This is a genomic window from Photobacterium ganghwense (assembly GCF_017329545.1).
GTDB lineage: Bacteria > Pseudomonadota > Gammaproteobacteria > Enterobacterales > Vibrionaceae > Photobacterium > Photobacterium ganghwense.
Genome location: NZ_CP071326.1, coordinates 544,622 through 571,534, shown reverse-complemented (window position 1 = coordinate 571,534; position 26,913 = coordinate 544,622). Strand labels below are relative to the sequence as shown.

The window sequence follows — 26,913 nt, the reverse complement described above, 5'->3', positions numbered from 1 at the left end:
GCCGCAACAGATGGCGCCCCGGATAAATCTCTCATCGAAGAACAGAACATCCGGGTACGCCGTTGAAGATTACTTAAGGAAACCCAGCTCGCGCATCAGGCCGCCCACTTCTTTTTCCTGTTGCTCCAGGAACGCCATAAACTCTTTGCGAGGCTTGTAGATTTCAGTCCAGCCGTAGCGGTCACGAACGGTTTCCCAAGCTTTGGTTTCGTACATTTTCTTCAGTACATCAGCAAACTCATCGGCCTGCTCATCGCTCAGCCCCGGAGCACCGAAGAAGCCACGCCAGTTGACAAAGGTAGCGTCGTAGCCCAGCTCTTTCAGCGTCGGGACATCAGGTGCTGCAGTAGAACGCGCATCACCTGTCATCGCAAGAATGCGGATCTCACCGGCTTCAGCCAGGCTCAGCGCTTCACTCAGACCGGTAGAAAGCACTTGTGTTTCGCCAGACAGCAAACCCGCCATGGCTTTACCACCAGCATCGTAAGCCAGGTATTTCAGTTTACGTGGTTCACCACCTGCCGCTTTGAAAGCCAGTGCCGCAACCAGATGATCCATGCTGCCGCGAGCAGAACCACCAGCAACAGAAACTGAGCGAGGATCTTTCTTGTAAGCTTCCGCCAGTTCAGTGAACGAGTGGTAAGGAGAGTCTTTTGCCACGACAAACGCGCCGAAGTCGCCAACCGTCGCAGCGACAGGAGTCAGATCACGGAAAGACTGTGGAAACACGTTAGACAGAGATCGGATGATGATCGGTGTGGAGTTGACCATCAGCGTGTCTTGGGACTGTTCAGCGGTCTTGATCAGGTAAGCAATCGCTTTACCACCACCACCACCGGACATGTTTTCGTAGGAAACTTTATCAACCAGCTCCGATTTTGACAGGGCTTCGCCAATGCCACGGGCTGTGCTGTCCCAGCCGCCACCAGCGCCACCTGGAACCAGGAAATGAACCTCTTCAACTTTGGCCTGAGCGTGCCCAACACTCAATGCCGACGCCATAAATGCTGCAAGTACAGTAACACGTTTGCGGGAGATGAACTGAGTAAGCATAAGATGTCCTCTTAAAATAGTTATGTGTTCCTCCACCGCTAAAGTTATGCCAGCGTCATCCCGATTAACAGATTGTAAATTTATTGTGAATAACGAAGTTAAACATCATTTTGTTCATAATGTTCACAGCAAAGCTGAACAGAAAACGGTAAAGTAGTCCCCCTGCACGTTCTGGTGGAAGGATTCACCCACATGACCCAATTATTATCGCTGCGCCACCTACAGTTAAAAACACGTATGGTGTTGATTTTAGGCGTCATTGCGGTATCACAGACAGGTATTCTTGGCCAGTTCGCGATACGCTATCTCGATACAGTATTAGAAGAACAAATTGGCCACCAGGCCATGCGAGTCGCACAGGCCATTGCAGCCTCCCCCACGCTGATCGATGCCGTTGAAACAAGAAACACCGACATACTGCAACCTTTAAGCTACAAGATAGCAAAATCTGCCGAAGCAAAATTTGTCGTCATTGGAGACCGGGATGGCATCCGCCTCGCTCACCCATTTCCGGAGCGTATTGGGAAACCCATGTCTGACGATGACGGTGATACCAATGCACCAGCGCTTATTGGAGGAATACCTTATGTATCCAAAGCGTTAGGCAGTATCGGTTGGTCGGTACGCGGCAAAGCCCCGATTTTCAATCACACAGGCACTCAAATTATCGGCGTTGTGTCCGTTGGTTATCTACTTGATACCGTTGAACAATTAGTCAGTAATCATCGCTTGTCCATGATGCTGGCCATCGCCGCGGCCTTTGCTTTCAGTGTGTTCACCGCTATCTGGTTTGCCCGTCACTTTAAGAAAGCGATTTTTGATTTAGAGCCGGAGCAGATCGGACAGATGTTTGAAGAGCGGAATGCCACACTGGAAGCGGTGCGGGAAGGCATTGTTGCCATCAACCAGAAAGGCATGATTACCACCTTTAACCATGCGGCAATTCGGACGTTAGAACTACCGGAAAACGAGCAGTATATTGGTAAACATATTATGGAAGTACTGCCAGATACCGGCATGCTGCACGTTCTGCGAAGCGGTCAGCCACAGTTCGATCAAGAAATCTGGCTGCACAATCATCTGCTGATTGCCAGCCGCATCCCACTTCGCCAGGACGATAAGACCACGGGTGTCGTCACCAGTTTCCGACTGAAAAATGAAGTCGATCTGGTCAGCCGGAAGCTGACCCGCATCAAGCAATACGCTGACAGCCTTCGTAGTCAGGCACACGAATACAACAATAAGCTCCACACTATTGCCGGGCTCATTCAGATAGACGCTAAAGACGAAGCGTTGGCGGTGATCGGTCAGGAAACATCCAGTCATCAGGCTTTTATACAGCAGTTGATGAGCGTGACTTCTGACAGTGTGTTGGCCGGGTGCCTGCTGGGTAAATACAACCGCGCCAAAGAACTGGGCCTGACGCTACACATTGAGCAGGAAAGTCAGATGTCGGCACTGCCTGATGCCTTGCCGCGAGAGCAGTTAGTCAGCATTTTAGGTAACCTGATCGATAACGCGCTGGAAGCCACACTGGCACATTATGGTCGGGGCGGATCCGTGACATTGTCACTTTCTGATTATGGTAAAGAGTTGATTTTTGAAATCGAAGATCAAGGGCCAGGCGTCGCGGAAAGTGACCGTGAGAGAATATTTACTAGGGGCTTTTCTACCAAGTCTCAACCCGGCCATGGTATCGGGCTCGACTTAGTGAAAAGCCTGACCGATCATTTAGGCGGCATGATCACCGTCGAGCCTATTTCGCCATATGGCAGCCGCTTCACCTTATATTTACCGAAAGAACTGAGTGAGTTACTACGCGGTAAAGATTTAAATGCCGGTCCAATCCCCTTTTCAGGGCCAGCAAACTGATAGAAACGAAAGGAATTCAAATGACAACCCCAATAAGCCTGGTCATCATTGAAGATGATCAACAAATCGCAGAAATTCAGCGACGTTTTGTCGAAAGGATCGACGGCTTTCATGTGGTTGGTATCGCCCACAGTCTGAACGACGCACGTGATTTAATTGAGGTATTTCAACCTCAGTTGCTGCTGTTAGATAACCAGTTCCCGACCGGGACGGGGCTGGACTTGCTCCGGGAGTTACGCGCCGATGGTTGCAACACTGACGTGATTCTGGTTACCGCAGCCAAAGAAGTCGAGACCTTACGCACCGCAATGCGTTACGGCATTTTTGACTATATTCTCAAACCATTGGTTTTTGAGCGCCTGCAGGCGTCACTAGATAAGTTTCGTGGTCAGCTCAGCAAACTTTCCGACATGGAATCTCTGGTACAAAGCGATGTGGATGGCCTGCTTCAATCAGCGACAATCCAGCAAAATACATCTGGTGCCCCTCGCCTTCCCAAAGGCATTGACAGCATTACCCTGGACAAAATTCGAGCGGTATTCAAAAGCAGCCACAATGCCCTTAATGCCGAAGAAGTCGGGCAGTTAATCGGTGCCAGCCGGACGACAGCACGCCGCTATCTGGAATTTCTGGTCAGTACCGACGAGCTGAATGCTGAAGTGTCTTACGGCACTGTCGGTCGTCCTGAACGTCGATACCATCCGCTGTGAATCATCTGACTACGTTTAGGCAGCTGATACTTTTAATGATCACAATACACAGGCACGGGCACAGGCACAGGCACAGGCACAGGCACAGGCACAGGCACAGCAGGCTGACCCAATTATTCAGGTCAGCATAACAAGCGTTAGACAGATCTCAATTTCCCAACGTCTATGTAACAACTTTGATTACAAGTATATGTGTGACTGTTAATATTCACGCCCAAAAAGTCCTACACTGAAAAAATGTCAGTCAACCACCATACATTGTTTCCCATACCCAAAAGCCTGCACACTGGTCTTTGTTACCTGGTGGTGGTGTCGATCATCGTATCGGGTTTACTTTCTTCACTGGTGGTGTTCAATGTCGGCCTGCTACCGGGTGCCAGCGCCGGATACCAAGAAACTGGATACCAAGAGACTGGCTACCAAGAAGCAGTATCCCAAGTAAACGAGCATCAAAAAAACGCATATCTAAGCAACGTGCCACAAAACTGGCAGACACGGGACAAAGTGTTGATATGCACCAGTCAGGGACTGAAGTGGGTTTCACTCAGTAGCCTGCAATCCAGCCAGGCTGAATCAGATACAAAAACTGACCACCAGACTCTCCTGAAAAGCCACTGTCCGGTGTTTAAACTGCATCCTGGCAACCACTTCAATCTGGAAGGGGCATTTTTACTGATCATGGCGCTGGTCAGTTATCGTCGGCGTGTTAAGCCTGTTTCCTCTCCCTTTACGATTAGTAAACGTTTTTACCGCTTTGCGCCCAAACATTCTCCACCACTGGATCACGTTAACTCAACTCAGTATTCAATGTGATTATTACCGCTGGATTGACCTTCCAGCCTTAAGGAGAAAAATTATGACACTTAAAAATGCCTTCATCTGCGCCACAATGTTGCTTGCTACACAATTTACGTTTTCTGGTATCGCGTCAGCCCATGAATACAAAGGGGGAAATCTGAACATTGATCACCCGTGGTCAAAAGAAGTCCCACCGACCTCACAGGTTGCTGCCGCTTTCTTTACTATCGATAATCACGGCAAAGAAGCGGACACCCTGCTCAGCGCCAGCTCTCCGATCGCCGGAAAAACCGAGTTGCATGCCCATGTGAATGAAAATGGCATGATGAAAATGCGGGAAGTACAAGAAATCACCATTCCTGCAGAAGGCCAGCAGAACCTTAAACCCGGCGGACTGCACATCATGTTCTTTGATTTGAAGAAAACCCCGGCACTGGGTGAAAGTTTCCCGCTCACTCTGAACTTCCAACATGCCGGTACCGTAGAAGTTGAAGTGAAGGTTGAAAAAGCGACTTATCAGTCAGATGCGATGAAGATGGATCATAGCGGTCACTGATAGCGAAATAACAAAATCATAATTAAATAAGCTGCCAAGTTGGCAGCTTATTTTTTCATTCATAATATGAATTGTTTCACAAATTCATCCAGACAGAATAATTTAAACCCACATGCGTTAATTTGAGATATAGAATCTTACTATCATTCCCCCTATTTCATCCTTTCACATGGAAAAAATGATACAAATTGAAGATAGTGAGCTTACTATAAATAATGTAAACACAATATTTGAAAGTGTCTTAAATCATATGGGCGCATATGTGTATATTAAAGATGTTTATGGAAACTATTTATACGTTAACCAATTAATTTGCGATCTTTTTCATTGCACGCCAGATGACATTATAGGAAAAAGTGATGAAAGCTTTTTTACCTCCAGTCATTTACAGGGGATTTTAGACAGTGACAGGCGCGTTATTGAAAAGAAGCAATTGGTCGAAATTGAAGAAAGCGGTTACCTGATTTCCCAGCAAGTGCTTCGCGTCTTTAAAACAGTCAAAGCGCCAATCTTCGGCAAAGACAAACAAGTGATCGGCTTATATGGTGTATCAACCGATATCACTGCGTTGCATAAGCTGAAACTGAAACTCGAAAATCAAGCCAATACAGACTATCTGACCAAACTGGCCAACCGGCGCTGCTTCTTCTATCAGGCTGATAAAGCTTTCTCATTCTCCAAGCGCCATGGTGTTCCTCTCTCGCTGCTGATCGCTGACATTGACCACTTCAAAAAAATCAACGATACCTTTGGTCACCATGCTGGTGATGAGGTGCTGAAAGCCCTCAGTATTTTTCTGAGCAACAACATTCGCAATGAAGATACGATCAGTCGGATCGGTGGAGAAGAGTTCGCATTTTTATTACCCGGCACCCCGCTCGATGCGGCACATTTACTAGCAGATCGTTTATGTGAGGCCGTCAGCAAGCACTTATTCAACGTCGGTAAATCACATATCAATTTAACCCTGAGTATTGGTGTAACAGATCTGTCAAATGATGACACAAAGTTTCATGCACTATTTCACCGTGCTGATGATGCGCTTTACAATGCTAAAAACAAAGGACGAAATCAGGTTATCGCCATATAAATCTCTATTCTATATTTAACAATATTAAACGACATAGATACTTGGAAAATCTCATACATCAGTTGCCCCTAATGTAACCATTCTGCTTACCCTATTTCTACAATTTACAATGTAGACATTTATATTTTCTATTTATTTAAATGACTTATCGACGCGCTATAGTCAACCAAGGTGCTGAGCCGCAAATATCATCAAGCCGTCATTTCTGTTCTGCTGTCTTCCTTGTCCTTTCTGAGCGATTGACTCATTTCTCACCACCGCAACTTGTCGCACGATAAAAAATGGGCATAATTAAATTTAAACGGATGTTTACATAAGGACGCAGGACGTGTCATCAATGATCAAACTTCACAGAATTGAAGGCTACATACAGACCATTTATCTGGCGGAATACCGCCGCGGCCTGCTTCTCCTTGACGGCTGCTGCCGGGCAGATATCCCTCTTATCAGAAGTTACATCACCCACACACTGCAGCGTGCATTCAGTGATTTATCCCTGGTGATTGTCACGCATATGCACCCTGACCACGCCGGGGCTGCACACCGCTTACGAACACTAACAGGATGCCGAATTGCCTCGGCAAATGTTCCCGGCCAATGGTACAGCGGACTTGACGGACAGTTGATGCATTGGGCCGATCTGGTGCTGGCAGACTGGGTTGCCAAACGTATGGGCAAGCCGCGTCGTTTTCTCTGGTACTCCGCCAAACTCAAACCTGACTTTCTGCTAGATGACGGCGAAAAGATTCCCGGTTTTCCAGATTGGCAAGCCATTTCAACTCAGGGCCATACAGATCGTGACTTGTCTCTTTATCACCAACCATCAAGAAAAGTCTATGTGGCCGACTTGATGGTAAAAGTGAAGGGGCGCTCCATCCCGCCATTTCCCGTATTCTACCCTAACCGTTACCGCGCCTCAGTACAGCGTATTATGGCACTTGAACCGGATGCCATCATTCTTGCTCATGGCGGAGAAATTACACCGTCCCCAGAAGACTATCAGCATGTGCTGGAGCGCGCCCCACGCAAACCGATCACTCACTGGCGAGCCGTGAAAAGTAAAATTAAGCGAGCCCTACGGCGACGCTGAAGCTGGGTCTGACAGGCATCTAAAACCGCGTACGTATCAATCCACTATTGATAAACTACGTTGCAAGGTCAGCCACTTTATGCAATCATCGCCCGCCTGTATATCGTTATTGTTTTGCTATTCAGTAAGATCGATGTCTAGACTTACTCCATAGCTGGCAGAACACTTCGTATAACCCCATTAATAAGGTATGGGGGTTTCTACCAGAATCCGTAAAATTCTGATTACGAAGAGTGAAGCGCAAATGTGCTTTTCTCTTTGTAATTCTTTCACTACTCAGCAGAAAAGTACCTTAGCGCTAATCTCCTCCTTCTGGCCATGTACCGGAAACAGATTTAACTCTATGAGAAGAATAAGGGCTTACTATGAAAGACTTTATCAACGGATTACCTAAAGTTGAACTCCACCTCCATATCGAAGGTTCTCTTGAGCCAGAGCTGATGTTTGAATTGGCGACACGCAACCAGGTCAGAATTCCTTTTGAAAGTCCTGAAGCCGTTCGGGCCGCCTATCAGTTCACCAATCTCCAATCGTTCCTGGATATTTACTATCAGGGCGCCAATGTACTGATTCACGAACAGGACTTTTACGATCTGACCTGGGCCTACATGCTGCGCTGTAAGCAGGATAATGTGATTCACACAGAGATTTTCTTTGACCCTCAAACCCACACCGAACGCGGAATTCCTTTTGATACCGTCATTAACGGTATCAGCCGCGCCCTTGATCAGGCGAAGAAAGAGCTTGGTATAAGCAGCCAGATCATTATGTGCTTCCTGCGTCACCTCGATGAAACATCGGCGTTCAAAACCCTTGAAGAAGCATTGCCGTTTAAAGACAAAATCGTGGGTGTTGGTCTGGATTCATCCGAACAAGGCAACCCGCCAGAAAAATTTGCTAGGGTCTTTAAAACCGCATTGCAGGCTGGGTTCAAAACAGTGGCCCACGCTGGTGAAGAAGGTCCGGCACAGAACATTTATGACGCGATAGAAATGCTTGGCGTTTCGCGGGTTGACCATGGCGTACGCTGTATCGAAGACGAAACCCTGGTCAGCCAGCTGGCTGAATCGCGAATGCCACTGACTGTCTGCCCACTCTCAAACATTAAGCTCAAAGTGTTTAAGACCATGGCCGAACACAACATTACGGATTTACTGGATAAAGGGCTTTGCGTCACCATCAATTCTGATGATCCTGCCTATTTTGGCGGGTACATGACAGACAACTTTTTAGCCGTGGCGCAAGCCCATCCACTCAGCAATTCACAACTCGCGCAGTTTACCCTGAATGCGATTGAAGCCAGCTTTATCTCCGATGAGGATAAAGCCAACTATTGCTGGCGTGTAGAAAACTACCTGAGCCAGCATGTTCGTACCCATTAATTCATAAACTTCACAAAGGCCGCTTTCACGCAGAGCAGAGAACAGAACAAAGATAAAATAAAGAAGAAGCCCCCATTTGGGGGCTTCTGATTATCTGGGTATTGCCTCAGTTCAGTCTCTGATAAACCCATTATTGTAGTGACGGGAATCTGGCACAATGTTGTGTTTATTCAACAAGCGATACATTGTTGCTCTTGAAACCCCCAGGTCTTTGGCTGCAGAAGCGACCTGACCACGATGTGTTTCCAGTACCGCAACCAGAACATCTTTTTCAGCTTCATCTTTAATATTTCGCAGACTTTGCTTCAGGTTTGCCTTACTAGGCAGATCAAAATGTTCTGCTCGTACTTCGCTGCCTTCTGCCAGCAATGCCGCACGTTTGACCTGATTAATCAACTCACGCACATTACCCGGCCAGCTGTAGCGAAGCAGTAGCTGTTTGGAATCTTCCGAAAACGAAGCAGCCATTGTGCTGTACTCGCGAGCAAACTTGGTCAAAAACGTTTCTGCTAAAAGGAAAATATCTGACCCACGTTCACGCAAGGTTGGTACTTTGATATGGAACACATTTAACCGGTAGAACAGCTCTTTACTGAATTCTCCGCTTGCCACAGCCGCCTCTAGATCAGCACTGGAAGTGGCAATGATTCGTATATCAGCCGCATCTTCTCCATCCAGTGTTTCGCTGGCCGGCGCTTGTAAATAAGTCAGCAGATCTTCTTGTAAGTCTTTTGACAGTTCTTCCACGTTATCGAGCATTAATGTGCCGGTAAAACGCGTACCATCTTCCTGACGATATGAACCGTCCAGCAGTGACATTTTGTCATCGTCACGATTTAAAGAGGCACAGTTTACGACAGTAAATGGTGTATTTTTACGCTTGGACAGGTTGTGAATCGATTTTGCTATCAACTCTTTACCTGTACCGTTTTCCCCTGTCAGGAATACATTCACTTCGGTCATTGCAACACGACGAACCATATCCCGTAATTGTTTAATAGATTTCGATTCACCAAACAGGCCCATATCATGCTGTGAGGTTATCTCGACCCAGGTACGTGATTCAATTTCCAACATTCCTAACTGGTGTCCGACCGTGTCAAGCAAATGACTACCCGGAACCGGAACGGTGAAATAATCAACGCAAAAGTTATTGATAAATTGGCAGATGGCATCCGTTTTCAGCTGCTCTTTTTTAATAATCGCAATCCATTTAACTTGTTTAGTTTTATTTGCCCTCAAAGAAATGCTATTCAAACTAAAGTCGTTATTGCTTAAATCAACGACACAGATGCATGGACTGTACTCTTCAAGAATTGAATCTGCAGTACGCAGGTCATAACAACAATGTGTTTTCCAACCTGATTGTTCAAGCAGCGCAATCCAAGGTTCATAATTACATCCAATTGCAACTAAACGACCAGTCATTGATTTATTTTGACTTTGAGCCACCATCGAAGTCACCTTCTATCAATTTATACTTATTATCAATGTAATAAAAATATAGGCAAAAAATTCATTTTTGGTAGAGTTTCAAAATTAAGAAATGCTTAAAACCCTAAAACAAATAAACAATTAATTACTTAATATCAACATTATCATTAACTTATCAGTGGTGAAAAAAGACAAAAAAAACTGAACTTTTTATTGTTTACGCCAAAAGAGATGCAAATAAAAAAGGTATTGCATTAGCAATACCTTTAGAATGGACAAAAAAGTGATAATATGACAAATTTTTACTATAAGACTAGTTTAATATCCATTGTAAAGAATGGAGTTTTCCAATCGGGTTTTAAAGAGAGTTTGTTGATTAAAGCTTTTAATATCAGCTTCAATATCCAAAACAGTCTGGTTGTTAATAACGGTGTTATCTTTTGAGTTCTGGACAAAGACACCCATCACATCAGATCCTGGCTTACCTTTAACAATATTATTATAGCCATGAGAAATGATTTTTACCGGGTCACCGTAATCATAGGTGTCCCTGCCATCCCGGCTGGTCAATATACCATTATTAATCGTAAAATCGGCGATGTGAGTGGAGTATACAGTTTCGCCATTAATAGCGGTACTGATTGATAGCCCTATGTTGATTATGTTGTCGCTGATAGAGACAAATCCCCCTCTTAATGAGGACATTTCACTCTCACTCAAGGAGGTTAAGCCCAATTCATCAACGGATAGATAACTGATAGAAGCATGCGCTAACAGCGCAGTACTCCCAAATGCCGTAGCGACAAATAACCGAGTTAACCTTTTCATACTAGCCTCTAATATTCATTCGACCCAGGTAGAGTAATGCTGAATGTCGATAACGAGTCTCTGACAACCGCTTCTGACGAGGGTGAAGGTGTATAAATATTGTAATTATCTGCAGTAATAAAGCTTTCGCGACCAATTTTCGCTCGGTTCTTCACAAGTAGCACAGCGCCTTTATAATAGTTTTTGAAATCATCTATTGGCATCATAAGTGTACCACGAGATGGATCACCGAGAATCACATTCTTTTTATTCATCCCTTTAATAACAACAAAGTGCATATATCCATCAAAGTTCACAATTGTAATTGCTGGAATGCGTATTTTTTGAAACCGTTCAAGCGGGATATTATACCCGTTCGCATCAAGCCCAAGAGAATCCAGATATTTTTTCATGTCTAACATTGAAAATCCCTGTTTTTCAATTTTTTTCTTATCACCATTTTTAAACATGAAATCAAAAATCGTATTTTCCTGCGCATCAATACCATAATGAAACCTCAACAGCGATGCCAGGGCAGCTGAACCACAGCTAAAGTCATATTGTTGTTTAAAAACATCACCAAAAAGTTGTTCTTGATAACTCTTTACTTGAACGTTGTACCCGCCGCGACTAGGGAAATAGTCCAGTGCCAATACATGTGTTGATGTAAACAGGCCGATAAGCAATAAAGTTGATCTTTTCATACGCTTGCCGCCTACCTGAAAACTGAAGTTATAGTTACTATAGTGAATCTGCAGAAGTCACAAATATCAGATTTGATAACCCGAAATAAAAAGGGCCTTACGGCCCTTTATATTTTTAGTAGGAACCACCACTACCTGAGCCAACAAGCGCTGCGTTTGTGCTTGAAGTTTGTTGTACAAGGGAGTTGTTACCCACGTTCTGACCCGCGATGTTAATACCTGATGCACTACCGTAAGACATGTGCATGTTGTTCGCATGGTCAACCATGACATCAGTTGATGAGCCTTTACAGCATGCCCCACCGTAAGTAACACTCGTATCCATAACAGAACCATATAGTGTTGATTCTGCAAGGTATTTGTTGACTTCAACATCAATATCTACATCTTTTGAAGCATCCTTGTAAGAATTATCTTCATAGTCAAACTCGTGAGTATTACCCACATTTTTCATTTTCAGATAATCATCATCTGATGAACTGTATTTGCTGTAATTGACAGTCTTATCGTATGAAAGATCAACGTCAACATTTGTAGTTTTGTTATAGCTACCATCAATGGTGACGTTATCATAATCGTCATAGCCATTATCGTAACCGCCGTAACCACCATATCCGCCGTCAGCCAGTGCAAGAGGTGACGCAATAATTGCTGCTAGTAGCATAATTTTTGTATTACGCATGATCATACTCCAAATTAATTATATATATTTATTCAGATAAATCCGTTTCAAATGGTAATCAATTATCTTTGAGGATAATGATAAAAACCAAGATCTTAGAAGATTTGTTATGCCCTGCGAAACCAACATATTTCTATTGTTATTTGTTGGATACTAACTTTCAGTTAGCGTAGATAGACTAACAATTACTTCAATGTCAGGTTTACCACTGTTGCATTCTGAATTAACACATTGTTACCTGTGTTTTGGACTATATTAAACACGCCAGATGAATTACTTAATGAACCTGCATCAATCAGGTTATCACCTGTTGTATTGTTATAGGCCGCGTTTCCTGCAACATCACCATTCATTTCCGAACTGGCGTAAAGATTATCCAACTTCAGCTCATACTCCCCTCCCCTTGAAACAGACATCATTTCGGACGAGAGCTGTTCGGAATTTGCTAGAATATCCAACTCATCAGCAGCAAAAGCACTGGTTGTTGCTATCATTGCCGCTATCAGCGTTAAATATTTCATGACATCCTCCTGAGGGCTGACTTGCAGCCCTCAGTTATACTTGATTAATTACCTGCTAACATGGCGTTGGTGCTAGCACTTTGCTGAACCAAGGAGTTGTTACCCGCATTCTGACCAGCAATATTGATACCTGAAGCACCGCCAAATGCACCGGACATATCATTAGTGTGGTTAACAGTCAGTGTTGAACCTGAACCATAGCCACCACCGTAACCACCGCCGTAGCTGCCGTAACCATGGCCACTGTCACAGCAAGCACCGCCGTAAGTCACTTCACTGTAGGTGACTGCACCGTCTAGGTGAGAAACAGCCTGAACGTCGTTGTACTCTAAATTGATATTCCAATCCTGGCTGTAATCATGTGAGCTGTTATCAGTCCAGGTTTTTTTGTACGTGTTATTCACGTCGTACATTTTCAAAACATCGTCATCAGACTTGTAAGTCTTTTCGATGTTGTACTCTTTATTTACGTCTACATACAGACTGGCGTCTAAAGACTTGTTGTATGAGTCAGAAACTGTTTTATCACTGCTGTCATAACCACCGTATGGGTTATAAGGGTCATAATATGTATTTGCTAGCGCAAGAGGTGAAGCTACGACTGCTACTAATAGTGCGATATGTGTTTTACGCATGATAGTACTCCAAATATATTGAGAGTTATTTTCTTATAATCACTCGCACGTGTTTGCGAGATAACTTAACTATAGCGATGGCAAGTTTGGCTTCTGTATTATTTTTAATAAAAATAGAATCAATTAAATCATTAAATTTCCTTTTTAATTACCTCTATTTATATCGTAAACATATTGAAATTTTGTCTCACATTTTCAATTGTCAGAGCACCTTTTTATTTTTAAGAAAAATTTAACCTGTTTCTCATTTTATAGAAGGATATGGTTTGTTCTCATTACTAAGACTTATTCTGAGAATCTCAGTTACCACCTTATTCTCACCTCGACTATGATTTTCTTAACAGTTCGTTTCACTTTTTTATTCATAAAAGAAGCCTACTGCTTTTATACCTTCAGGGGTTAGCCGTTTAGTAATAAGTGAGGAAATCGTGACTACTTTCAATAACAAAAGCCTAATCGTGCTTCTTGCTTTGGTGTCCGGAGGTGTAGCAGCAGAAGAACCTGCTGAAACAGCTCCAGACAAAAAGCCGAAAAGGGTTCAAACGGTCGCTGACATTTTTGAACAGCCAGGCGTTCTGACCCCTAAAGGATCCTTTGTTCTGGATACCAGTCTTTCCTTTACCCAGAACTCATCCAATACCGTATCTGTCGTAGGTTACACCGTTTTGCCGTCTTTGATTGTTGGCCTTATCGAAGCCAATGACACTGACCGAACAACACTCACATTCGGTTTAACGGGCCGTTACGGGATCACCAACCGACTGGAAGTAGAAGCCAGAATTCCCTGGGTATATCGTTATGATTCGATTTCTCGTCGAAGCGTGAATGGCTCAGGCAGTGATGCGCCTGAACTCAGAACCTTTGATAATAGTGATCTTGGCGATATAGAAGCGGCCTTTAAGTATCAAATTAATATGCTAGAAGCGCCTTACTGGATCGCAGGTGTCCGTTTTAAAACAACCACAGGTTCATCGCCATATGATGTGCCTATTGACGATCAGTTCGGTTTTGCAGAACTGCCTACGGGCTCTGGATTTCCAAGTATAGAGCCGAGCATGACAATGATTATGCCCATCGACCCGGCGGTTATTTATGCCAACCTGAGCTACATCTGGAATATTGAAGATGATGTAACGGTTGAACAAGACGGTGAACGGACTAAAACCAGTATTGACTTAGGTGATACCATTGGTTTCAGCGCCGGTATGGGTTTTGCCGTCAATCCCCGTTTTTCATTCAGCCTGGGCCTTAGCCACAAAACCATCTTCAAATCAGAAGTGAATGGTTCTACCCCGGCGGATGCCAAATTGCTGCAACTGGACTCTATTTCGATGGGTGCCAACTACGCCATTAACCGAGATACAACACTGAACGTCGGTGTGACAGCCGGTTTAACCGCTGACGCCCCTGACTTCCAACTTTCTGTCCGCATTCCATATACGCTGAAATAACGCGCATCTGTTCCCCGTCAGTTCACTGGCGGGGAATCCTTCAATGACTAAAGTCTAATTTTCCTCTAAGCTATAACGCTATTACTATGAGTGACAGGAAAATTGCATGTCTACGCCACTAGACCCAAGCCAAATTGCGACAATCCAAAATTATGATTCAGAGAAACGCTACCAGTATCTGCTGAAAGAAGTGGTAGCCAATCGAGAAATTTGGATTCTGACTGACGAACATGGCTGCGTCATGCTGAATACAGAAGATGATGACTGTGTACCGGTTTGGCCTAACCGTGAGTTTGCAGAAGCCTGGGCAACCGGAGACTGGGAGTCCTGCAAGGCTGAATCAATTTCGCTGAATAAATGGCATAGCCGCTGGACTTATGGCTTAGCGGATGATCAACTGGCTGTTGTCGTCTTTCCGAATGTGGACGAAGATGGCTTAGTTATCGATCCTGAAGAGCTGGATTTTGAACTGCGTCAGCAGGAAAAGAAACAATCCCGCTAAGTTGCGATTATTGCTCCTGCGAATTTTTGGGCAACCCGCTCTCAAAATTGCTGACACCAATAAAGAGGGAGTGTTTGACTCCCCCTTTTTTACCATCACTTCCTACAGAAACTGCGTTAACTTTACGAGGAATGTTGCCATGGAGGCATTTTTTACCCAACTCAAACAGCAGCCGGAATCAGTAAGTTTCAGCCAGGTCATGCAGGTTATCAACGACAACTACGCATATGCCCCTGTGACCTTCTCAAACGGTTTAGGCAAAGAAACGTTGACTAATCCAGCCGGTACGAATGAAGGCTCCTGCCGCATCTTTGCCTTCGCTCAACTGAACAAACTGACAGAAGCTGAAACACTCGCCTGCTTTGGTGAGTTTTACCGTAATGATGTTTTGCAACACCCAGCTGGCAGCGATCATCAGAACATTCGCCATTTTATGAAGTATGGCTGGGCCGGGATTAAGTTTGACGACTGCCCTCTGACCACCAAACCCTTATGTTTCGAGCTTTTTATTACATCAACAACATAAGCAATAAAGCTTAAACAAACGCCCGCAAAAGAAAACGCCCGATCATCACTGAATACCGGGCGTTGTTTAGAATGCTTAATGCAGCGGCTTTTTACAGTGCGAGCACGTTGATGGCGGCTTCATAAAAAATGGGCTGCGGCTCGGGTGTGCGCAGGCATCACAAAAACGTGTTGAACGAATGGTAAGCCAGGTCAAAGGCACCATAAAAGCCAGCAATCCCAGCATCATGGTGAATGGCGGTTGCATGTAAACAATCACCGCAGCAATCACGACATTACTGACGATCGTGTACACCGGCCACAACTTACGTTTTTTCGCAACGTCTTTTCCCCGATGAAACAGCATAAAGCTGCCCAGCGCCATACCAAGCCATACGGCCGCAAAAATGATTAATAGATCTTGTTGCATATTTTACCCTGGCAGTTGTGCTCGCCTGTAGATGTTAAAAAAGCAGATGTAGCGTCTCATCTGCTCACGCCATTCCGATAGCGTCATAGCAGCCATATCTCGTGTGTAAGGCACTTATCCAGGCGCTTTTTCCTGACTCACCTCCCGCTATCAGGCCAAAATTTTATCATTAAACACGTCAGATCCTTTCGGAATGATAAGGAATGTTACAAATCACTTCACAGAATCGATGATTTATCACCAATGTGATCGATTTCACTTCACGCTGACGTAAAATTCATGTGTCGTTCAGATAAAGTTGATAATCTCATTACTGAAGAAAATCATTCGGCAACACAACTGGATACGTCGCTTTTGCATGGGGCTACCCATCATTTTAACGTTTTACGTATCAGCCAGAAATCTGGCGAAACAGGAGTTGTTTAATGGATATTAAAGGCGTACTACGTACCGCATTTATTCTGTTCTGTGTGATGGGTCGAGGCTCTGCCATTGCCTCCCCGACACTGAATGACTTTGACCGTCTGGATTATGAGGTCTCATCCAAGCAATCCGAGACTAGCAAGAAATCGTTTCAGCGCAGTCTGAGTGGCCTATATAGCATCAATAGTTGGCGCTCATCAGACATTCGACAGCCTTACAGCCACTTTAATGCGCTGTATCAGGTCGCTCCGCATGCACAAGAAGAGCTAAGCAACCTGATTAAAGAAGTGGGGATGATGACCGGGAACGACGTGATTATTCCTGATGTAAAATCCAAAGAACGCGCGCTCAGTAAAATTGAGACAGAGCTCAATGGCGATGCCAGCCAGATCACCGACCTGGCTCGTGCATCCATTGTTGCCCGTGATATTCCCAGCCTGGTACAGGCATTTGAACTGGTTGGAAAGGAGTCGACCCTGATTGCGGTTAAGAACCGTTTTAAAAATCCGGCCCCGTCAGGTTACCGCGACCTGAAAGTGTTGGTTCAATTGCCGGAAACCGGCATGATTGCTGAAGTTCAGCTTCACCTGGATGCGATTTCTACCGTCAAAAGCGGCCCTGAGCATGACATCTATGAACAGATTCAGCACATTGAGCGTCGCGCACAACATGAATCTCGCGACCTGAGTGAATTTGAACTGGCCCAAATCAGCCAACTTAGGGTTACTTCACAGGCTCTGTATCATGATGCCTGGCAGCAATACCTGCACCCTAACCGGCTGGCTAGCTAACCAGCCGTCAGGTTCACACCAGGCACTAACACTGATATTACTCAGCGGGATTGACTAAAAAGGGGTTTTAATCGACGGGTTTTAGTTTTCAGCATGTAAACTGCAGTTCTGGCCGCCGACCCACTGCTGTCGGATCCGTCGTCCCTATCTACTTATTATCAACCTAGCTATTATCAACCTATTTAACTATCCACCTATGTAACTATCTACCAATTTACCTCTCTAACCTAATGAGCGGCGGCCAACTTTATACCCGTAATCACAAACCATCGAAAGTGCAGCTTCACAGCATAATTACGACTTCTGTGAAAAGTGCTGTGAAGCGCCTATTCAAACACACAATCTCAGGGATAACAGGAATCAATTAGTCACGGTGGTGTCTCAAACTACAGACAGTTTTTCGATATTGAGTCTCAAAAGTCGCTCATGACGGTTTTGTGACACAGTGATGTTGTCTACGGTTAAATAACAGGTGTTTAGTTTTGCGTGTAAATTACCTGCGTTTGAAACGTGTCCACTACCAGATGAGGGAACCATGAGTGACCGCTACCAACCCATTGATTGCGCCCTGTATGACCATTTTGAGCTAGCCTGCCTGTATCATTACGATGTGCAGCTGGAATTACGGGATGGTTCTACTGTAGAAGGAAGGTGTATCGATACCGACATTCAGCCGGACAAATCGGAATGGCTGATCTGTAAAACACAGTATCAATACACCAAAATACGACTGGATTGCATTAACCGCATGAAAGCTTTGACCCCTAATGCCCGTTTTGATGAAGTCACCAAGAGTGAATTTGATAAAACCGTTGGTGTATGACAACGGCATCCAGCCTGCTGAAATCAAGTTCAGCATCAGACCAAATGCCACATTACGTAAAACAACGTAAAACAGGTTCAAGTACATAAATGAAAGGCTGCCCATTTGGCAGCCTTTCACAGATATAAGTCTTTGGGAGCCGCAGATGTTTTCGCTGCAAAGCATTAACATACTACGCTGGCTTCTGTATGCTCAGCTCGCAGCCTGAAGCACCGTTTCAGACGCCTCAGGCAACAACTCTTCGACAATGCGCTTGAGCAGGAACGTTTCGCGCTCAATCGACATGCCTTTCTTCTCACTGTTCGCCATGGTGTGTTCATTATGAGCGATAGCATCAAAGATATTGATCCACACAGGTTTCATCCCATTACTGACTTCATAGTCTTCCAAACGGGTCTCACCGAGTTCATCATCAATCGTACACACATAGCAGTATGATTCCATGTGCATGATATCGAAATCCGGTTTATACCAAGGGCGATATTCTTCATACAGACCAAATTCACGAATGTCGCGAATATTTCTGGCACCGGTTTCTTCCTGCAGCTCACGAATCAGCCCTTCAACAGCGTCTTCTCCATCATCCAGTCCACCACCCGGCAACGTGTAATCGTGATAACGTGCGGTATACACCATCAGGATCTCTTCGCCTTTCAGGATGATGCCACGTGCCGCTTTACGATGGAAAAGCGTGCCGTCCAAATTAGTCAGCTCGGGATGGACACTTGATTGGAGTAAACGCATGGAAGAAGTCTCTGCTACCGGATGAAAGAGCCGGGCATTGTAGCGGCCTGAAGCCATTTCGACAATGCCCGGCACCGATCCCCTTATCGGTACGATCCCCTATAGCAGTAAAGCCAGTGAGGATAAACCAGCGAATCAGTTTCTCAGGGTTACCAGGTAAACAGACGCTTCAGGAAGCCTTCAACCTGGCCGGAGCCTTTGCGAATCCCTTCCGAAATATCATCACCCAAGCCCTGATGGATACAGCCCTGCTTTAACGTTCCTTCCGGATCCCAGGCAGGCAGATGCGTTTGGCCGATACAGCTTTGTGCCAGTACGCCCTGGCGGTCTGTGTAATAATCAAAATCAACAATTTTTGACGGACGTTTCAGCACCAACGGTTCAGGATCACGGTGCTGGATATAGTCAGCATAAAGACGCAGTGGCCCGGCAGAACCTGTTAGCTTCACCGCCTTGTTGTCATCGCGCCCCATCCAGATCGTCACCACTTCACGACCGTCGACCCCCACATACCAGCTGTCACGGCCCTTATCTGAGGTACCGGTTTTACCAGCCAGACGGGAAGACGGCAATACAGAATTCAGATAACGCGCTGTACCTTCTGTCACCACGCGTTGCATACCGTACAGTGTCAGCCACGCCGCTTCCTCAGATACCACTTCTTTGGATGTCGGCAAATGCTGATAAAGCATATTGCCTTCTTTATCCACCACCGCATTCAGTGCCGTCAGCTTACTGCGACGACCGCCACTGGCGATGGTCTGGTACATTTGAGTAACTTCCAGTGGTGTCAGCGTAAATGCTCCCAGTAGCATTGAAGGTAATTTCGGGATTTCACCTTCATCGATTCCCAGCTTGGTCATGGTATCAATGACATGATCCAAGCCAACCGCCATCCCCAGGTTGACTGTCGGGATGTTGTAAGATTTAGCCAGTGCCAGATACAATGGCACTTCTCCTCGATACTGACGGTCATAATTTCGTGGCGTCCAGTTTTCACCTTTCTGTCCTTTCAGCGTCAGTGGTCGATCCTGCAAACTGGTCGCCAGTGAGAAACGCTTTGGCAACTCCAGTGCTGACAAATACACCGCAGGTTTCACCACCGAACCAATCTGACGTTTCGCATCAATCGCACGGTTAAACCCGTCAAAACCGGTACGAGAGCCTCCCACCATCGCGCGGATTTCACCTGTCAGGCGATCCGCCACAACCACCGCGGTTTCCAGCTCATTGCCAGCTCGTGCTTCCAATTGTGGAATAACCGAATTGACCGATCGCTCAGCCAGCTCTTGTGAGCGGGGGTCCAGCGTAGTAAACAGACGCAACCCTTTCCCCGGCTGGTAACCGTCGACTTTCGCTTGCAGTTCACGTTCCAACTGGCCAAAGTACGCAGGCTGTCGGTTAGCAATCTTACCTTTCGGTTGCAAATCCAACGGTTTATCTAAAGCCTTCTTGTACTCGTTTTCTTCCAGAACGCCATTATCTGCCATCAGCTTCAACACCAAGTTACGGCGTGTTTTTGCACGTTCAGGATAGCGCCACGGATTGTAGTAAGACGGTCCTTTGACCAGACCCACCAGTAATGCCTGCTGATCAACCCGCAGCTCAGACAGTGGTAACCCGAAATAGAACCGAGAGCCCAACTCAAAGCCATGCACCGCCTCACGACCGCTCTGCGCCAGGTATACCTGATTCAGGTAAGCATCGAGAATCTGATCTTTGGTGAATCGGTAATCCAGGATCAGAGCCATATAGGCTTCACGGAATTTCCGCCACAAGCTGCGTTCACTGGTCAGAAACATGTTTTTCGCCAGTTGCTGGGTCAGGGTACTGCCTCCCTGAACGGTACGGCCGGCTTTCAGGTTTGCGACAAATGCGCGCATAATCGCAGTCGGAGACACCCCTTCGTGCTCATAAAAGTCGCGGTCTTCGGTGGCAATCAGCGCATCAATAAGAGGCTGCGGCATTTCATCTTTTGGCTTGTAAATGCGATGCTCTTCGGTTTTCGCTTCCAGCATGCCAAGCAGTTTCGGTTCAACCGACAAGATCCCCATTTCTCGCTTGCTGGCGACATCGATAATTTTCTTTACACTGGAATAATCAAAGGTCACCTGTACATGGCGGGCATCCTGCTCCCCATCACGGAACTCAAACGGGCGGCGAATGAACTCGACCTTTAATCGACTGGTGGTGTACTCACCCGGTTGAGACGGTTTGTCCACTTTCCGGTATTTCAGTACCTTCAACTCATTGACCAGATCTTCGTAACGGATCAATGCGCCCGGCTGAAGTGTCAGCTCTCGGGCATAAACCACAGAAGGCAGCTGCCAGAGCTCCCCTTCAAATTTGGCGGTCACCTCATCGTTAAGCTGGTAGCCCATTTTCATCAGGCCAGCAGATGTGGCAATAACCGCTGCAATTGCGGTGTAAGCCAGCCAGCTACGCTTTTTTTCCTTCTTCTTTTTAGGCGGAACCATGCGTGAAGAAGGGGTGTTTTCAGGTGATTGCTTAGAATCGTCAGGTGTCTGTTGCTTTGTCATAGTCTGTTTCTGGTAGAAATAACGCGCAGACATTAGCGCAAGCATCATTTTGCGGTGTCAGAAAAATGTCAAAGCCTACATGAAAAGCGGCTAAACACTTGATTTTTGCAGATGGCGAGATCACAGCACAAGGTTGCAACCCGACTGGTAATCCGCGATAAAATCCCGCAGAATACCTGCCCCCACCGAATCATTCACACACCGCGTTTTTACGCGAAATAGTGATGATGTTAACGCGGGAATTCTATTTTTAACTGAACGATCAAGCCGAAAATTATGGAACGTGATTATAAACTCGAATGCCTGATGACCATGCCGCGTCATGAACTGGAAGAATTCAGCCACCGAGTGGTGAGCCGCATGGTGCCGGAAGATGTCATGCAGGAATTGTTTACGTTTGACAAAGAAGAAGTCGACAGTCAGGAGCGACTTATTTCGGCGCAATTTGATGCGATGTTACGTATGACAGCCATTGCGCTGGGCGAAGTGAAAGGTGCGTTTAGTGAGTCTGACAATGCGTCTCAAAATACCGAGCGCATGACGCGTTTGCTGCTTTGGCATTTTTACGCGATCTCTTTCAATCTGGAAGAGGCAGTGACACTGGAACAACATTGTGATCAGGTAGAAAAAATTCTTCCAAATGCACCCTCTGACGCGTTTGGCTGGATTAAAGTGCTGACCGAGCTGCTACATACCTACGCAGAACTTAACGAAAAACGCAGCCAATAACTTTTAAGCTGAGTGTTCATTGAACAAGCTGGTTTAGAACAGGTTGCTTATACGATGAGTTGTTTATCGGACAAAGGCAGCCAGTCACCGCAGCAACGCGTTAAAACAAAAGTCATTATAAAAATTAGCCGGGCGATTATGCCCGGCTATTTGTTATCCGCTAAAACCTATCGCGATCTTTGAAGCTTTCGCAGATACCAGTGTTCCATCTCGCTATTTCGGTAAACTATTTCGGTAAAGATGCCTGGTGTTTGGTGATCAGATCGTCCATCGCTTCAGCCGCCCGCTGCTGGACATGTTTGAGACAATCTTCATGGCCAATCGGCTCTACCACCTCGTAGTAACACTTAAGTTTTGGCTCCGTACCGGACGGGCGCACAACCACACGGGAATCGTCATCCAGCCAGTAAATCAGCACATCACTCGCAGGCAGGTCGATAGCTCCCACCTTACCATCAGCATACTGGCGCTGCGATGTTTTCAAATCGTCAATGCAAACCACAGCGCGACCTGCAATGGCTTCTGGTGGTGTGGTACGTAAACTGTCACCAACCGGTGGCGAGCTCGGATCCAGGGCAATACTCCGCTGCGCATTAAGGTAAAAACCGTGTTCACGGTAAATATCTTCCAACCGGTTCCAGATCGTTTTACCCTGAGCCTGTAATTCTGAGGTCAACTGTGCGAAGGCCACCAAGGCTGACAAGCCGTCTTTGTCCCACACGGTCTGCCCCACGGTGTAACCCAGCGCTTCTTCATACGCAAACAAGAACTGGTTGTCCCCGGTTTGCTTCTGCATGGCAATGTTGGTCAGCCATTTAAAGCCGGTTAATGTCTGGTAATACTTCGCCCCAGCGGCCTCAGCAACTTTCTTCAACAAGCTAGAAGAAACAATAGTGGTACCAACCAGATTTTGCTCCGGCGCAGCATGGGTAAGCAGGTAATGACCCAACAACACACCGACCTGATCACCGGTCAGCATTTTGTACTCGCCATCTTCCGTCCTGACTGCCACCGCAAAGCGATCAGCATCAGGATCGTTGGCACAAGCCAGCATTGCATCATGGGCTTTGGCTTCAGCGATCACCATATCCATCGCACCGGCTTCTTCTGGATTGGGGAAATTCACCGTCGGGAAAGTTCCGTCCGGCTCGCGTTGGGCTTTAACGCTGTACACATTTTTAAAACCAGCATCAGCCAGCAACTGCTCTGCCATGTCAGCTCCAACACCATGCATCGCGGTATACGCCAGACTAACCGCCTCCGGCTGCTGATGATTGGACAAAATCGCACTGTTATTGAGCGTTTTACGGTACTCAGTGTAAAAGTCACCGTTCAGCCAGGTCAACAGCCCTTGATGCTCAGCATCTTCCACACTCATCACCGGTAGTGGTTCAGATGCTGCAATATCAATCTGTGCTGCTATCCCTGAATCATGTGGAGGAATGATCTGCGCGCCATTGTCCCAATACACTTTAAATCCATTGTACGCTGGCGGATTATGGCTGGCAGTCACAACAATACCGGCAGCCGTTCCAAGATGACGGACACCAAATGCCACTAGCGGTGTAGGGGCCACTTTCTCAGTCAGGTAGACCTTAATCCCCAGTGAGGCCAGCATAGCGGCTGCATCACGGGCAAACTGTGAGGAGTCAGGACGACCGTCATAACCAATCACCACGCCTCGTGAGGCTGCGTCACTAAAAGTGGCCAGCAGGTACTTCCCAAGTCCCAGTGCCGTTTCCTGAATCACCAGGCGGTTCATGCGATTGGGTCCTGCGCCAACAATCCCACGCAATCCGGCAGTACCGAACGCCAGTCGAGATGAAAAGCGATCTTCCAGCGCATCACGGTCATTCGTATCAATAAGCCGTTGTAATTCTTCTCTTGTAACCGGATCGGGATCGCGTGCCAGCCAAGTTGATACTTCTGTATTCATATGGAAGTCCTACCATTTAAGAATGCTATTGAACCCGCCCTAACGGCGAAATTGTCAGGCCGTTTACGTGCTGCATCAGCACACCGTCCTTCCAAGGGTTCTGTACAGTTCAGAAACAACTGAAAAAAGTATAGAGGTTGTGCTACATGGGACAACGAAATCTGTCTCAATGTGGCGACCAAACAATCTAACTGATAACCATTATCAACTCAAATGTAAATATTGCTATATTCAACTGGCAGGGGCGTTTTACAGGCAAAAAAAATCCAGCCCCTAAGGGCTGGATTACGATTTAGTGCTTTACGCTAGACGATTAGTCTTCGAAGCGAGGCTTGCTACGACGCTGTGGCGCACCCGTACTACCGTGGTTACGTTCACCACGGAAGCTGCCACGGTTATCGCCGCCACGGTTACGGTCGAAACGACGCTCACCGTCACGACGTGGGCGGAAACCTTCACGGCTGCCATTATTGGCATTACCACGGTAACCACCACGGTTGCCTTCACGGCCTTCACCACGGTTGCCTTCGCGGCCACCACGACGGTGCTCACGCAGTACATCGTCTTCTACCACAACCGCTTTCACGTCGTTCTGGCGGATGCGCAGCTTCTTAAGCTGAGCTGCAACTTCGTTTGGCAGTTTCTTAGGCAGCTGAACGTAAGTGTGCTCAGGAGCCAGTTTGATTGCACCGATGCTGTCTTTGTTCAGGCCCAGCTCGTTTGCGATTGCGCCAACGATATCTTTAACCTGTACGCCTTGCTCACGGCCCACTTGCAGCTGGTAAGTATCCCAGTCAGCAGTGTTGTAAGTACGACGCTCACGACGCTCACCGCGTTCGCCACGTTCACCGCGCTCGCCACGGTCATCACGACGACGGTCACGACGCTGCTTGTCGCGCTCAACTGCAGCGATCATTGGGTCCGGACCTTTGTAGAACAGAGGACGGTTACCCTGCTGACGCTTCAGCAGCATTGCAGCCAGTGTTGCCGCGTCAACTTCGATGCTTTCTTGCAGCTTTTCTACCAGCTCAACGAAAGACTCCAGGCTTGCTTCTTCTTTCTGAGCTTCCAGCTCCTGGCCCAGACGGCTCAGACGGGCTTCAGCAACAGCATCACGAAGAGGAAGTTGGATTTCTTCCATGCGTGATTTAGTCACGCGTTCGATAGTGCGCAGCATACGAATCTGGTTGGTACGAACCAGCAGGATCGCTTTACCGTTACGACCGGCACGGCCTGTACGACCGATACGGTGGATGTACGATTCTACATCGAACGGGATGTCGTAGTTGAATACGTGCGTGATACGTGGCACGTCAAGACCACGAGCAACAACGTCAGTTGCAACCAGGATATCAATCACACCGCGTTTGATGTGCTCAACAGTACGCTCACGCAGTGACTGAGGAATATCACCGTGCAGTGCCGCAGCCTTAAAGCCACGCGCAGACAGCCAGTCAGCCAGACGCTCGGTATCCTGACGAGTACGTACAAACACGATTGACGCGTCAGTGTCTTCTGTTTCCAGCAGACGCATCATTGCTTCATCTTTTTCTACGCCTTTTACAACCCAGAACTGCTGCTCAACTTTAGCAACAGTACGGTTTTCACCGGCTACGTCGATACGCGCTGGATCACGCAGGAAACGATCAACGATTTCCTTAACGATTGGAGGCATAGTTGCTGAGAACAGAACACGCTGTGCCGATTCAGGCGCTTGTTCCATGATCCAGGTTACGTCATCAACGAAACCCATCTTCAGCATTTCATCTGCTTCATCCAGAACGAAAGTGTGTACTTCGTCCAGGTGCAGACGATCACGAGTGATCAGGTCTTTAACACGACCAGGAGTACCCACAACAATGTGAGCGCCTGATTTCAGAGCACGCATCTGGTCAACGATAGAAGCACCACCGTAAATTTCCAGAACTTTCAGGCCCTTGATGTTTTGACCAAGAACTTTAATCTCAGCTGCAACCTGAATAGCCAGCTCACGAGTCGGCGCCATAACGATGGCTTGTGGCTTGTGCTGGTTCAGATCAAGTTTGTTCAGCAGCGGCAGTGAGAATGCAGCTGTTTTACCCGTACCTGTCTGCGCTTTACCCAGCGCATCATTACCGGCAAGTAGAAGAGGAATAGACGCCGCCTGAATTGGAGTCGGCGCAACGAAGCCCATTGAGTCAAGTGCGGATAGTAGTGTGTCGGCCAGGTCTAACTGGCGAAATTCTGTAACAGATTCTTGCATTGGGATCCCAATAAATAATCGAACATAAAACGGGGCCCCTAAGGCTATAAAACGGTTCTGCAACAGCAACCACAAGCTTGGGCCTCGACAATAGTGAAGGCGCGCATTGTGCGCCATTACTCGATAAAAAGCCAGAAAAAATTGAGCGCTGTCACAAATTAACTTTCAAGAAACTACTATTTAAACAATTCGCCCAATGACTTGCCGTTTTTTGTTTCTTTTCGACGCATTTTCTATGCAAGTGATAGCGTCTGAAGTCCCACCTTGGCAAACCTGACCGCCCCGTTCAGTGCCTTACAAACACAGTAATTTCATGGCTTTCCCTAAATAACGGCGCCGAATACACCGTTCTGCTTCGCTCCCACGTCGGCTTTTCACAACCCGTCTTAAAAACAACGCATCTGGCTCAATTATTACGTTCTACAGCTCACAAAACCGTTACGTTTAGCCCTCTTTATGCCTAT

Annotated in this window: 25 protein-coding genes and 1 riboswitch; of the genes, 13 read left to right on the top strand and 12 right to left on the bottom strand. The window is 46.5% G+C overall.

Features of this window, described 5'->3' with window-relative positions; translation table 11 throughout:
- Positions 1-69: 69 nt before the first annotated feature.
- Positions 70-1,053: a tripartite tricarboxylate transporter substrate binding protein gene (locus tag FH974_RS18495; protein ID WP_047884572.1), complete on the bottom strand. Its 984-nt coding sequence runs from the start codon at positions 1,051-1,053 to the stop codon at positions 70-72.
- A gap of 192 nt (positions 1,054-1,245) precedes the next feature.
- Here FH974_RS18495 and FH974_RS18490 point away from each other — a divergent pair, with 192 nt between their 5' ends.
- From FH974_RS18490 to FH974_RS18460, 7 genes are all read left to right on the top strand, one after another.
- The gene (locus FH974_RS18490; RefSeq protein WP_047884573.1) at positions 1,246-2,925 is read left to right on the top strand and encodes an ATP-binding protein; all 1,680 of its coding nucleotides are present in this window, start codon (positions 1,246-1,248) and stop codon (positions 2,923-2,925) included.
- A 20-nt stretch (positions 2,926-2,945) separates the two neighbouring features.
- Positions 2,946-3,635 carry a response regulator gene (locus FH974_RS18485; RefSeq protein ID WP_047884574.1) on the top strand — a complete coding sequence of 230 codons (690 nt, stop codon included), beginning with the start codon at positions 2,946-2,948 and terminating at the stop codon, positions 3,633-3,635.
- Between the two features lie 237 nt (positions 3,636-3,872).
- Positions 3,873-4,448 carry a hypothetical protein gene (locus FH974_RS18480; protein ID WP_047884575.1) on the top strand — a complete coding sequence of 192 codons (576 nt, stop codon included), beginning with the start codon at positions 3,873-3,875 and terminating at the stop codon, positions 4,446-4,448.
- Between the two features lie 43 nt (positions 4,449-4,491).
- A complete protein-coding gene (locus FH974_RS18475; RefSeq protein WP_047884576.1) occupies positions 4,492-4,989 on the top strand; it encodes a copper chaperone PCu(A)C in 498 nt (165 codons plus the stop codon).
- Positions 4,990-5,167: 178 nt separating this feature from the next.
- Entirely contained in the window at positions 5,168-6,079 is a 912-nt protein-coding gene (locus FH974_RS18470) for a sensor domain-containing diguanylate cyclase (protein ID WP_047884846.1), read from the top strand.
- 340 nt (positions 6,080-6,419) lie between these two features.
- Entirely contained in the window at positions 6,420-7,169 is a 750-nt protein-coding gene (locus FH974_RS18465; RefSeq protein ID WP_207104226.1) for an MBL fold metallo-hydrolase, read from the top strand.
- A 147-nt stretch (positions 7,170-7,316) separates the two neighbouring features.
- A riboswitch (purine riboswitch) is annotated at positions 7,317-7,416 on the top strand.
- A gap of 118 nt (positions 7,417-7,534) precedes the next feature.
- The gene (locus FH974_RS18460; protein ID WP_047884577.1) at positions 7,535-8,551 is read left to right on the top strand and encodes an adenosine deaminase; all 1,017 of its coding nucleotides are present in this window, start codon (positions 7,535-7,537) and stop codon (positions 8,549-8,551) included.
- Between the two features lie 111 nt (positions 8,552-8,662).
- Here FH974_RS18460 and FH974_RS18455 read toward each other — a convergent pair whose 3' ends face one another.
- The 6 genes from FH974_RS18455 to FH974_RS18430 all read right to left on the bottom strand — a co-directional run bounded on the left by FH974_RS18455 (position 8,663) and on the right by FH974_RS18430 (position 13,334).
- A complete protein-coding gene (locus FH974_RS18455; protein WP_047884578.1) occupies positions 8,663-10,006 on the bottom strand; it encodes a sigma-54-dependent transcriptional regulator in 1,344 nt (447 codons plus the stop codon).
- A gap of 297 nt (positions 10,007-10,303) precedes the next feature.
- The gene (locus FH974_RS18450) at positions 10,304-10,813 is read right to left on the bottom strand and encodes a hypothetical protein (protein ID WP_047884579.1); all 510 of its coding nucleotides are present in this window, start codon (positions 10,811-10,813) and stop codon (positions 10,304-10,306) included.
- An 8-nt stretch (positions 10,814-10,821) separates the two neighbouring features.
- A complete protein-coding gene (locus FH974_RS18445; RefSeq protein ID WP_047884580.1) occupies positions 10,822-11,496 on the bottom strand; it encodes a C39 family peptidase in 675 nt (224 codons plus the stop codon).
- A 115-nt stretch (positions 11,497-11,611) separates the two neighbouring features.
- A complete protein-coding gene (locus tag FH974_RS18440; protein WP_047884581.1) occupies positions 11,612-12,178 on the bottom strand; it encodes a hypothetical protein in 567 nt (188 codons plus the stop codon).
- Positions 12,179-12,363: 185 nt separating this feature from the next.
- Positions 12,364-12,699 (bottom strand): hypothetical protein, encoded by a 336-nt coding sequence (locus tag FH974_RS18435; RefSeq protein WP_047884582.1) that lies wholly within the window; start codon positions 12,697-12,699, stop codon positions 12,364-12,366.
- Between the two features lie 44 nt (positions 12,700-12,743).
- Positions 12,744-13,334, bottom strand: coding sequence for a hypothetical protein (locus tag FH974_RS18430; protein WP_047884583.1), 591 nt, complete (start codon positions 13,332-13,334; stop codon positions 12,744-12,746).
- A 428-nt stretch (positions 13,335-13,762) separates the two neighbouring features.
- Between FH974_RS18430 and FH974_RS18425 the strand changes: the two genes are divergently transcribed.
- From FH974_RS18425 to FH974_RS18415, 3 genes are all read left to right on the top strand, one after another.
- Entirely contained in the window at positions 13,763-14,785 is a 1,023-nt protein-coding gene (locus tag FH974_RS18425) for a transporter (RefSeq protein WP_047884584.1), read from the top strand.
- Positions 14,786-14,891: 106 nt separating this feature from the next.
- Positions 14,892-15,287, top strand: a complete 396-nt coding sequence (locus FH974_RS18420; protein WP_047884585.1) for a DUF2750 domain-containing protein — start codon at positions 14,892-14,894, stop codon at positions 15,285-15,287.
- Complete coding sequence (locus tag FH974_RS18415; protein ID WP_422894368.1) at positions 15,250-15,813, top strand: HopJ type III effector protein; 564 nt, start codon at positions 15,250-15,252, stop codon at positions 15,811-15,813. The genes FH974_RS18420 and FH974_RS18415 overlap by 38 nt, the downstream gene beginning before the upstream one ends.
- Positions 15,814-15,888: 75 nt before the next feature.
- Here FH974_RS18415 and FH974_RS18410 read toward each other — a convergent pair whose 3' ends face one another.
- Positions 15,889-16,221, bottom strand: a complete 333-nt coding sequence (locus FH974_RS18410) for a hypothetical protein (protein WP_047884587.1) — start codon at positions 16,219-16,221, stop codon at positions 15,889-15,891.
- 425 nt (positions 16,222-16,646) lie between these two features.
- On the opposite strand from FH974_RS18410, the gene FH974_RS18405 reads away from it, so the two are divergent.
- Both FH974_RS18405 and FH974_RS18400 read left to right on the top strand, forming a co-directional pair.
- The gene (locus tag FH974_RS18405; RefSeq protein ID WP_047884588.1) at positions 16,647-17,435 is read left to right on the top strand and encodes a RelA/SpoT domain-containing protein; all 789 of its coding nucleotides are present in this window, start codon (positions 16,647-16,649) and stop codon (positions 17,433-17,435) included.
- A 535-nt stretch (positions 17,436-17,970) separates the two neighbouring features.
- Positions 17,971-18,258 (top strand): Rho-binding antiterminator, encoded by a 288-nt coding sequence (locus FH974_RS18400; protein WP_047884589.1) that lies wholly within the window; start codon positions 17,971-17,973, stop codon positions 18,256-18,258.
- A 192-nt stretch (positions 18,259-18,450) separates the two neighbouring features.
- On the opposite strand, the gene FH974_RS18395 is transcribed toward FH974_RS18400, so the two are convergent.
- Positions 18,451-19,002 (bottom strand): NUDIX hydrolase, encoded by a 552-nt coding sequence (locus FH974_RS18395; RefSeq protein WP_047884848.1) that lies wholly within the window; start codon positions 19,000-19,002, stop codon positions 18,451-18,453.
- A 149-nt stretch (positions 19,003-19,151) separates the two neighbouring features.
- Positions 19,152-21,542, bottom strand: coding sequence for a penicillin-binding protein 1B (gene mrcB, locus FH974_RS18390; RefSeq protein WP_242551957.1), 2,391 nt, complete (start codon positions 21,540-21,542; stop codon positions 19,152-19,154).
- Positions 21,543-21,818: 276 nt separating this feature from the next.
- Here mrcB and FH974_RS18385 point away from each other — a divergent pair, with 276 nt between their 5' ends.
- On the top strand, positions 21,819-22,271 hold the full coding sequence (locus tag FH974_RS18385) for a hypothetical protein (protein WP_047884590.1): 453 nt from the start codon (positions 21,819-21,821) through the stop codon (positions 22,269-22,271).
- A gap of 226 nt (positions 22,272-22,497) precedes the next feature.
- Here the strand turns inward: FH974_RS18385 and FH974_RS18380 are convergent, their stop codons facing one another.
- Together FH974_RS18380 and FH974_RS18375 are read right to left on the bottom strand one after the other, a co-directional pair.
- Positions 22,498-24,207, bottom strand: a complete 1,710-nt coding sequence (locus FH974_RS18380) for a phospho-sugar mutase (protein ID WP_047884591.1) — start codon at positions 24,205-24,207, stop codon at positions 22,498-22,500.
- A 313-nt stretch (positions 24,208-24,520) separates the two neighbouring features.
- Complete coding sequence (locus FH974_RS18375; protein ID WP_047884592.1) at positions 24,521-26,449, bottom strand: DEAD/DEAH box helicase; 1,929 nt, start codon at positions 26,447-26,449, stop codon at positions 24,521-24,523.
- Positions 26,450-26,913 lie beyond the last annotated feature (464 nt).

Excerpts from the sequence above, each read along its gene's own strand:
- FH974_RS18495 (WP_047884572.1), bottom strand. The coding sequence starts at position 1,053 with ATGCTTACTCAGTTCATCTCCCGCAAACGTGTTACTGTACTTGCAGCA.
- FH974_RS18490 (WP_047884573.1), top strand. The coding sequence starts at position 1,246 with ATGACCCAATTATTATCGCTGCGCCACCTACAGTTAAAAACACGTATG.
- FH974_RS18485 (WP_047884574.1), top strand. The coding sequence starts at position 2,946 with ATGACAACCCCAATAAGCCTGGTCATCATTGAAGATGATCAACAAATC.
- FH974_RS18480 (WP_047884575.1), top strand. The coding sequence starts at position 3,873 with ATGTCAGTCAACCACCATACATTGTTTCCCATACCCAAAAGCCTGCAC.
- FH974_RS18475 (WP_047884576.1), top strand. The coding sequence starts at position 4,492 with ATGACACTTAAAAATGCCTTCATCTGCGCCACAATGTTGCTTGCTACA.
- FH974_RS18470 (WP_047884846.1), top strand. The coding sequence starts at position 5,168 with ATGATACAAATTGAAGATAGTGAGCTTACTATAAATAATGTAAACACA.
- FH974_RS18460 (WP_047884577.1), top strand. The coding sequence starts at position 7,535 with ATGAAAGACTTTATCAACGGATTACCTAAAGTTGAACTCCACCTCCAT.
- FH974_RS18455 (WP_047884578.1), bottom strand. The coding sequence starts at position 10,006 with ATGGTGGCTCAAAGTCAAAATAAATCAATGACTGGTCGTTTAGTTGCA.
- FH974_RS18450 (WP_047884579.1), bottom strand. The coding sequence starts at position 10,813 with ATGAAAAGGTTAACTCGGTTATTTGTCGCTACGGCATTTGGGAGTACT.
- FH974_RS18445 (WP_047884580.1), bottom strand. The coding sequence starts at position 11,496 with ATGAAAAGATCAACTTTATTGCTTATCGGCCTGTTTACATCAACACAT.
- FH974_RS18440 (WP_047884581.1), bottom strand. The coding sequence starts at position 12,178 with ATGCGTAATACAAAAATTATGCTACTAGCAGCAATTATTGCGTCACCT.
- FH974_RS18435 (WP_047884582.1), bottom strand. The coding sequence starts at position 12,699 with ATGAAATATTTAACGCTGATAGCGGCAATGATAGCAACAACCAGTGCT.
- FH974_RS18430 (WP_047884583.1), bottom strand. The coding sequence starts at position 13,334 with ATGCGTAAAACACATATCGCACTATTAGTAGCAGTCGTAGCTTCACCT.
- FH974_RS18420 (WP_047884585.1), top strand. The coding sequence starts at position 14,892 with ATGTCTACGCCACTAGACCCAAGCCAAATTGCGACAATCCAAAATTAT.
- FH974_RS18410 (WP_047884587.1), bottom strand. The coding sequence starts at position 16,221 with ATGCAACAAGATCTATTAATCATTTTTGCGGCCGTATGGCTTGGTATG.
- FH974_RS18405 (WP_047884588.1), top strand. The coding sequence starts at position 16,647 with ATGGATATTAAAGGCGTACTACGTACCGCATTTATTCTGTTCTGTGTG.
- FH974_RS18400 (WP_047884589.1), top strand. The coding sequence starts at position 17,971 with ATGAGTGACCGCTACCAACCCATTGATTGCGCCCTGTATGACCATTTT.
- FH974_RS18395 (WP_047884848.1), bottom strand. The coding sequence starts at position 19,002 with ATGCGTTTACTCCAATCAAGTGTCCATCCCGAGCTGACTAATTTGGAC.
- mrcB (WP_242551957.1), bottom strand. The coding sequence starts at position 21,542 with ATGACAAAGCAACAGACACCTGACGATTCTAAGCAATCACCTGAAAAC.
- FH974_RS18385 (WP_047884590.1), top strand. The coding sequence starts at position 21,819 with ATGGAACGTGATTATAAACTCGAATGCCTGATGACCATGCCGCGTCAT.
- FH974_RS18380 (WP_047884591.1), bottom strand. The coding sequence starts at position 24,207 with ATGAATACAGAAGTATCAACTTGGCTGGCACGCGATCCCGATCCGGTT.
- FH974_RS18375 (WP_047884592.1), bottom strand. The coding sequence starts at position 26,449 with ATGCAAGAATCTGTTACAGAATTTCGCCAGTTAGACCTGGCCGACACA.